We start from the raw sequence: 6,559 nt of genomic DNA, 5'->3' as shown, positions 1-6,559 counted from the left end.
CAGCCGCAGGACACCGTCCTGCGGCCGGGCCGCCGTGTCACGCCCGGGTGAAGGTGCCCAGGTGCTCGTGGTCCAGGTTCTCGACCACGACCTTGTTCGCGGTGCCGCCGGCTTCGACGGTGAAGGTCACCCCGGAGAGACCGACGGCGTTCTCCCCGACGGTGGGGTAGCTGAAGGTGTCGCCGTCGAAGTGCTGCAGCGGGAACTGCTTGCCGGGGGCCGGCCCGAGGGTCATCACCAGGCCGCCGCCCTGGGCGGTGACGGTGAGCGGCCCGTAGTAGTCGTTGGCGTAGCTGCCCAGGTAGGCCCCGTCCGGCCGGGCGGGTGCGGCGTCGGCCGGGGGCCTGGTGTAGTCGGTGGCCGAGTGGCCGGCCTGCATCATCCGGCCGATGATCCCGCCGTACGCGCCGAGCCAGTCGACGGTCTCCCGGCCGTGCTGCGCGATGTCCAGGTAGCTCGCCGCCACGGCCTCGGGCACGCCGAGCGGCTCGCCGTTGGTCAGCACCACGATCCCCAGCCCCTCCGAGGGGAGCAGCGTGACGGTCGTCGCCGCGCCGAGCGCGAAGGCCCCGGAGTGGTTGAGCCGCAGCCGGGCCTGCTCGTCGTAGCCGACGTTCCAGCCGAGGCCGTAGAAGCCGGCCCGGCCGCCCGGTGCCTGCGGCGGGCTGATGACGATCTCCGGCAGGTGGGTCTCCTGCAGGGCGGCGGCGCCGATCACCTGCCTGCCGTCGAACTTGCCGCCGCCGAGCTGGAGCCGCATCCAGCGGGCCATGTCCTGGACGCTCGAACTGGCGCCGCCCGCCGGTGACTGGGCGTCGGCGTTGCGGGTGTACTTCGCCTGCCAGCCGCCGTCGGCCCTGACGTGGGTGACGGCCTTGTCGGCCGCCTTCTGGTAGTCCGCGAAGGTGGAGCTGGTGGAGTGCATGCCGAGCGGCCGGTAGAGCGTGTCGGCCGACAGCTGCTCCCAGCTGATGCCCTTCGTCCTCGCCACCGCGACCGCCGCCTCGGTGAGGCCGAAGTTGGTGTAGTCGTACGTCACCCGGAACGGGCTGAGCGGCTCCAGGCGCAGGTGGCCGAGCACGTAGTCGCGGTCGTAGCCGAGGTCCTCCAGCAGGTCGCCGGCGTGCTCGGGCAGGCCGCTGCGGTGGGCGAAGAGGTCGGCGAGGGTGAGGTGGCTGCTGACCCACGGGTCCTGCAGGGTGAAGCCGGGGTCGTGCTGCTGCACCGGGTCGCTCCACGAGACGGTCTTGCCGTCGACCGCTCCGGCGACCACGGTGGAGGCCAGCGGCTTGGAGAGGGATGCGAGCTGGAAGACGGTGTCGGGGCCGACGGTGTCCGGCTTGCCGACCTCCCGGACGCCGTAGCCCTTGCTGTAGACGACCTCGTCCTGGTAGACGACGGCGACCGCGAGGCCCGGCACGCCGGTGGCGTCCATCGCCCGCTGGACCACCTGGTCGAGCTTGCCGTCGGCGGTGTCCACCCCGGCGCGGGTGAGGGTGGCCGGCGGCTGCGCCGGCGGCGCCGTCGCCAGGGCCGTGGACGGGCTGCCGCTCGTCGGGTCGGCGCCGGGGGCCGGGAGCGGGCCGGCCGGGGAGGTGCACGCCGACAGCAGTGCCCCGGCCAGTACCAGGCCGGCGGCGGTGCGGGCCGACGCGGCGGCCGGCCGCCGGTGGACCGAGGCTGTTCCCATCGGGACGCTCCCCTGCTCGCGTCGCGGCCACCGTGCGTGGCCCCGCCGGCGAGTATCCCCACGGGTCGGACCCGCCGGTGCGGCAGCGGCGCCGCCGCACCGGCGGGTCCAACCCGATCGGCGCAGCCCGTCCGAACGGCGGGCCGTCCGCCCGACGGGCCGGTCGATCGACGCGGGTCAGGAGGGATCGGCCTCGGCGGTGACCCGGCCGGACTTCACCGCGTCGACCAGTGCCTGGTAGTCGCGCTCGTTCTGGTCGGCGTAGCTCTCGGCGAACCCCACCAGGGCCTCGTCGAAGGCGTCGCCGCCACCGAGGTACGCCCCGATGGCGATCCGGTCGCCGGAGCGGGCGTGGGCCCGGGCCAGCGTGGCGCCGCACAGTTCGCCGAAGGCCCGCAGGCCCTGCGGCACCATCAGCTCGGGCTGGGCGATGCCCTTCCAGTCGCGCAGCTGGCGGATGTAGAAGTCGCGCCGCTGCCCGTCGATGCCCTCGGCCCGCTCCCAGCCGAGGAAGATGTCGCTGGCGGCCTGCATCAGCCGCTGGCCGGAGACCACCCGCTCGCCCTGGATGTCGTACTCGCTGGCGCCCGCGTACGGTGCGAGCACCGAGTCGCCGGCCTCCTTGGCCTGGAGGAACAGCGGGTCCTCGTCGTCGCGGCCGAGCAGCAGGATGATCCAGCAGCGGGTGCCGACGCTGCCGACGCCGACCACCTTGCGGGCGAAGTCCACCAGCCGGAAGCCCTTCAGCAGGTGCCGCCGGTCGGAGGCCAGACTGCGGGCGTAGCTCTCGACCAGCCCCTGCAGCTGGTGCTCCAGCGCGCGCCGTTCGACGGCGGGCAGCAGGTCGCCGACCGGGACGAGCAGCGGGGGGTCGGCGGCGATCCGGCGGCGGCCGTCCACCATTTCGGTGAGCTTGCCGAAGGCCTGCAGGCTGTCCCGGGTCTGGGCCTTGGCCATGGCCTTGGCCAGTTCCTTGCGACCGCGCTTCGCCAGCCGCCCGGAGGCGAGCTCCTGGAGCCGGTCAGCGTCGGCCTGGGCGTACCAGACGTCCAGGTCGCGCATGCCGGCGAAGGCGCGCATCCGCTCCCGGTAGGAGCGCACGGTGCCCCGCACCAGGTCGGCGCGCTCCTGGTCGGTGAAGCCGTTCGCGCGCCCGGCGATCACCATGCTGGTGGCCAGCCGCTTGACGTCCCACTCGAAGGGGCCGGGCAGGGTCTCGTCGAAGTCGGCGATGTCGAAGACCAGGCGCCGCTCCGGCGAGGCCATCAGGCGGAAGTTCAGCAGGTGCGCGTCCCCGCAGAGTTGGGCCCGGAGCCCGGAGTCGGTGGTGGCGCCGAGGTCCGCCGCCATGATCGCGGCGGCGCCGCGGTAGAAGCGGAACGGCGACTCGGTCATCCGGCCGTAGCGGATCGGGATGAGCTCGGGCACCCTGGCCGCGGACTGCTCCTCCAGGATGTCCACCGGATCCGCCCGGCCGGCCTGCGGCTCGTACTCGCCGTGGCCCGAACGGGGGGCGGCGCTGCGGGCGGCCCTGCCGCGCGCCGCCCGTTCCTGGGGCGTCCGGTGGGGTGCGGGGGCGGCGGACTTGCGAGCGGTCATCGGAAGGGCCCTCCTTGCGGCACACCCGGCGGGGACGGGGCGGGGTGCCACCGGGGCCGGGCCCACCGGCGGCCGGTGGCTTCTCCGATCATCCCGGCTCCCGGCGATCCCGGCATGTCCGGCATCGCCGGAATGTCCGTCATGCCCGGCGGCGGGGGCACGCGGCGGATGACGGCCGGTCCGACCCGGGACGGTGCATAGGATCGTGCGCATGCTCGCCTACGTCCTGGCCACCGCGTTCCTCCTGCTCTTCGTCGCCCGGGCCCGGCGCGACCGGCGCCGTTTCAGCAACGCCGTGCTGCTCGGGCTGGCCGTCCTCTTCCTCGCCGCCGGCCTGCTCGGGGAACTCGACCGGCTGCCGGACCCGCTCTGGCGGGCCGCCACCGTGGCGATCGCGGTGTCCGCCGGGCTGGGGGTCGTGGTGCTCGCCGTGTTCCTCGTCGCCAACGGCGTCACGATGCTCCGCCGGGAGGGCAGCCGGCCCGCGAACCTGCTGTCGCTGGCGGCCGGCCTGGGGATCTTCGCCCTGATCGGGCTGCTGCTGGCCGCCGCCCGGTTCGACTCCGGCGCCCTGCGGGCGGTGGCCGACAGCGTGCTGCTGGTGGCCGGGTACGTGGCCTTCCTCTTCCTCTGCTTCCTCGGCTACTCCACCCTCTACGGGCGGGTTCCCGTCCGCCGGGACGTCGACTTCGTGATCGTCCTCGGCGCGGGCCTGGTCGACGGCAACCAGGTGCCGCCGCTGCTGGCCAGCAGGCTGGACCGCGCCCACGGCCTCTACCGGGCGCAGGCCGCCCGGCGGGAGCCCCCCGTGGTGATCACCTCCGGCGGCAAGGGGACCGACGAGAAGGTCGCGGAGTCGCAGGCGATGGCGGACTACCTGATCGCCCGGGGGCTGCCCGCCGAGCAGATCGTCCAGGAGAGCGAGTCGGTCAGCACCGAGGAGAACCTGGCGTTCTGCCGGGCCCTGATGGAGCAGGAGCGGCCCGGCTACCGCTGCCTCGTCGTCACCAACAACTTCCACGTGTTCCGGTCCTCCCTGGAGGCCCGGCGCTCCGGCGTGCGGGGGCACGTACTGGGCTCGCCGACGGCGGCCTACTACCTTCCGAGCGCGACGATCCGCGAGTTCGCCGCCGTGCTCTGGTCGTACCGGACGCTGAACATCTCGATCGTCCTGCTCCTCGTCGCGGTCGGGGTCGGGGCCGGCCTGCACTGACCGGCGGGCACGCCCCCGACGCGGTGCGACCGTCGGGGGTGGAGTGCGGCGCGGGGGCGGCCCCCAAAAGAACTGTCGCCCGACGGGGAGCCGCTGGGAGGATGAGCGGACCCTCGAAGACCCTCGCTCCCGTTCCCCGCACCGCACTCCGCCCCCAGGAGAAGTCCATGGCGTTGCCGCAAGGCCCGCTCAGCCACCGCTACCGCGGTGAGCACCCCGTCCGTACCCTGATCTACCTCTTCCACGAGGACCGGGCGCGCGTCGCCGGCGCCGTCGTCGTGTACCTGGCCAAGCACACGCCGGTGTGGCTGCTGCCGCTGATCACCGCGAACATCATCGACGTCGTCGTGGAGCACCGGCCGATCTCCGCGCTGTGGTGGAACGCGGCGGTGCTGCTGGTCATCCTGCTGCTCAACCTGCCGCTGCACCTGCTCTACGTCCGCTGGATGCACGGCAGCATCCGCCGCACCGGCACCCGGCTGCGCTCCGCGCTGTGCCACCGGATGCAGCAGCTCTCCATCGGCTACCACTCCCGGGTCAGCGCCGGCGTCCTCCAGGCGAAGGTCGTCCGGGACGTCGAGGGGATCGAGAACGCCACCCAGCAGACCGCCGACATGGGCCTGGGCGCGATCGCCACGCTGACCGGCGGGGTGGTGGTGATCGCCATCCAGGCGCCGGTCTTCCTGCCGGTGTTCGTGGTCATCGTGCCGGCCTCCGCCCTGCTGGTGGTGCGGCTGCGCGACCGGCTGCGGGACGACAACGAGTCGTTCCGGGTGCAGGTCGAGAAGCTGTCCTCGCGGATCAACGAGATGACGACGCTGATCCCGATCACCCGGGCGCACGGGCTGGAGGGCACGGCGCTGCGCCGGGTGGACCGCACGCTCGGCTCGGTGCTGACGGCGGGCCTGCGGCTCGACCTGCTGAACGGCAGGTTCGGCGCGCTCACCTGGATCATGCTGAACGCGATCGGCGTGGGCTGCCTGGCCGGCTCGGCGCTGGTCGCCTACTACGGCTGGCTGAACGTCACGGCGGGCCAGGTCGTCATGCTGAGCGCCTACTTCTCCAGCCTGACCGGGTCGGTGACGGCCCTGATGAGCCTGACGCCGGTGATCGGCAAGGGCCTGGCGTCGGTCCGCTCGGCCGGCGAGGTGCTCCAGGCGCCCGACCTGGAGGAGAACTCGGGCAAGGCGAAGGTCGAGCAGGTGCGCGGCCGGGTGGACTTCCGGAGTGTCGGCTACACCTACGAGGGCGCCGAGCAGCACTCCGTCAGCGGCTTCGACCTCAGTGTCCGGGCGGGCGAGACGATCGCGCTGGTCGGCGGCTCGGGGGCCGGCAAGTCGACGGTGCTCAACCTGGTGATCGGGTTCCTGCGCCCCACCGAGGGCCGGATCCTGCTGGACGGTCAGGACATGGAGTCGCTGGACCTGCGCAGCTACCGCAAGTTCCTCTCGGTCGTCCCGCAGGAGTCGATCCTGTTCGAGGGCACCGTCCGGGACAACGTCACGTACGGGATGCGGGACGTCTCCGAGGAGACCGTCCGCGCCGCTCTGCGGGACGCCAACGCGCTGGAGTTCATCGACCGGCTGCCGCTGGGCCTGGACACGGTGGTGGGTGAGCGCGGCGCCCGGCTCTCCGGCGGGCAGAAGCAGCGGCTCGCCATCGCCCGGGCACTGATCCGCGACCCGCGCGTGCTCGTCCTGGACGAGGCGACGTCGGCGCTGGACTCCCGCTCGGAGGCTCTGGTGCAGCAGGCGCTGGGCCGGCTGGTGCAGGGGCGGACGGTCTTCGTGGTGGCGCACCGGCTGTCCACGATCAGGGGCGCCGACCGGATCGTGGTGATGGACCAGGGCCGGATAGCCGAGATCGGCTCGCACGCCGAACTGCTGCGCGGCGGTGGCGCGTACGCGGGTCTGCAGGCCGCCCAACTGGCCTGACCGGGCGTCGGGCGGGGGCGGTCCGGGACACGCCCGGCCCCCCCCCCCCCCCCCCCGGTGCCCGGAACGGCCAGCAAGTTTTCATCTGCGGGCCCACCCGGGGCAGGCGCGTGGACAATAGCC

4 protein-coding genes are annotated in these 6,559 nt (G+C 73.5%); 2 read left to right on the top strand and 2 right to left on the bottom strand.

Going from position 1 to position 6,559, the window contains the following annotated elements; all coding sequences use genetic code 11:
• Window positions 1-37: 37 nt before the first annotated feature.
• Together ACFUK0_RS38970 and ACFUK0_RS38965 are read right to left on the bottom strand one after the other, a co-directional pair.
• Complete coding sequence (locus ACFUK0_RS38970) at window positions 38-1,690, bottom strand: serine hydrolase (RefSeq protein WP_380258612.1); 1,653 nt, start codon at window positions 1,688-1,690, stop codon at window positions 38-40.
• 177 nt (window positions 1,691-1,867) lie between these two features.
• Window positions 1,868-3,289, bottom strand: a complete 1,422-nt coding sequence (locus tag ACFUK0_RS38965; RefSeq protein ID WP_380258610.1) for a DUF2252 domain-containing protein — start codon at window positions 3,287-3,289, stop codon at window positions 1,868-1,870.
• 211 nt (window positions 3,290-3,500) lie between these two features.
• Between ACFUK0_RS38965 and ACFUK0_RS38960 the strand changes: the two genes are divergently transcribed.
• Together ACFUK0_RS38960 and ACFUK0_RS38955 are read left to right on the top strand one after the other, a co-directional pair.
• Window positions 3,501-4,502 carry a YdcF family protein gene (locus tag ACFUK0_RS38960; RefSeq protein ID WP_380258608.1) on the top strand — a complete coding sequence of 334 codons (1,002 nt, stop codon included), beginning with the start codon at window positions 3,501-3,503 and terminating at the stop codon, window positions 4,500-4,502.
• A gap of 167 nt (window positions 4,503-4,669) precedes the next feature.
• Complete coding sequence (locus tag ACFUK0_RS38955; protein WP_380258606.1) at window positions 4,670-6,436, top strand: ABC transporter ATP-binding protein; 1,767 nt, start codon at window positions 4,670-4,672, stop codon at window positions 6,434-6,436.
• Window positions 6,437-6,559 lie beyond the last annotated feature (123 nt).

Origin of the sequence: Kitasatospora sp. NPDC057223, assembly GCF_042669755.1 — a bacterium.
Taxonomy (GTDB): Bacteria; Actinomycetota; Actinomycetes; order Streptomycetales; family Streptomycetaceae; genus Kitasatospora.
Note: the sequence above shows the minus strand (reverse complement) of the source record. Positions and strands in the feature narration are given on the sequence as shown.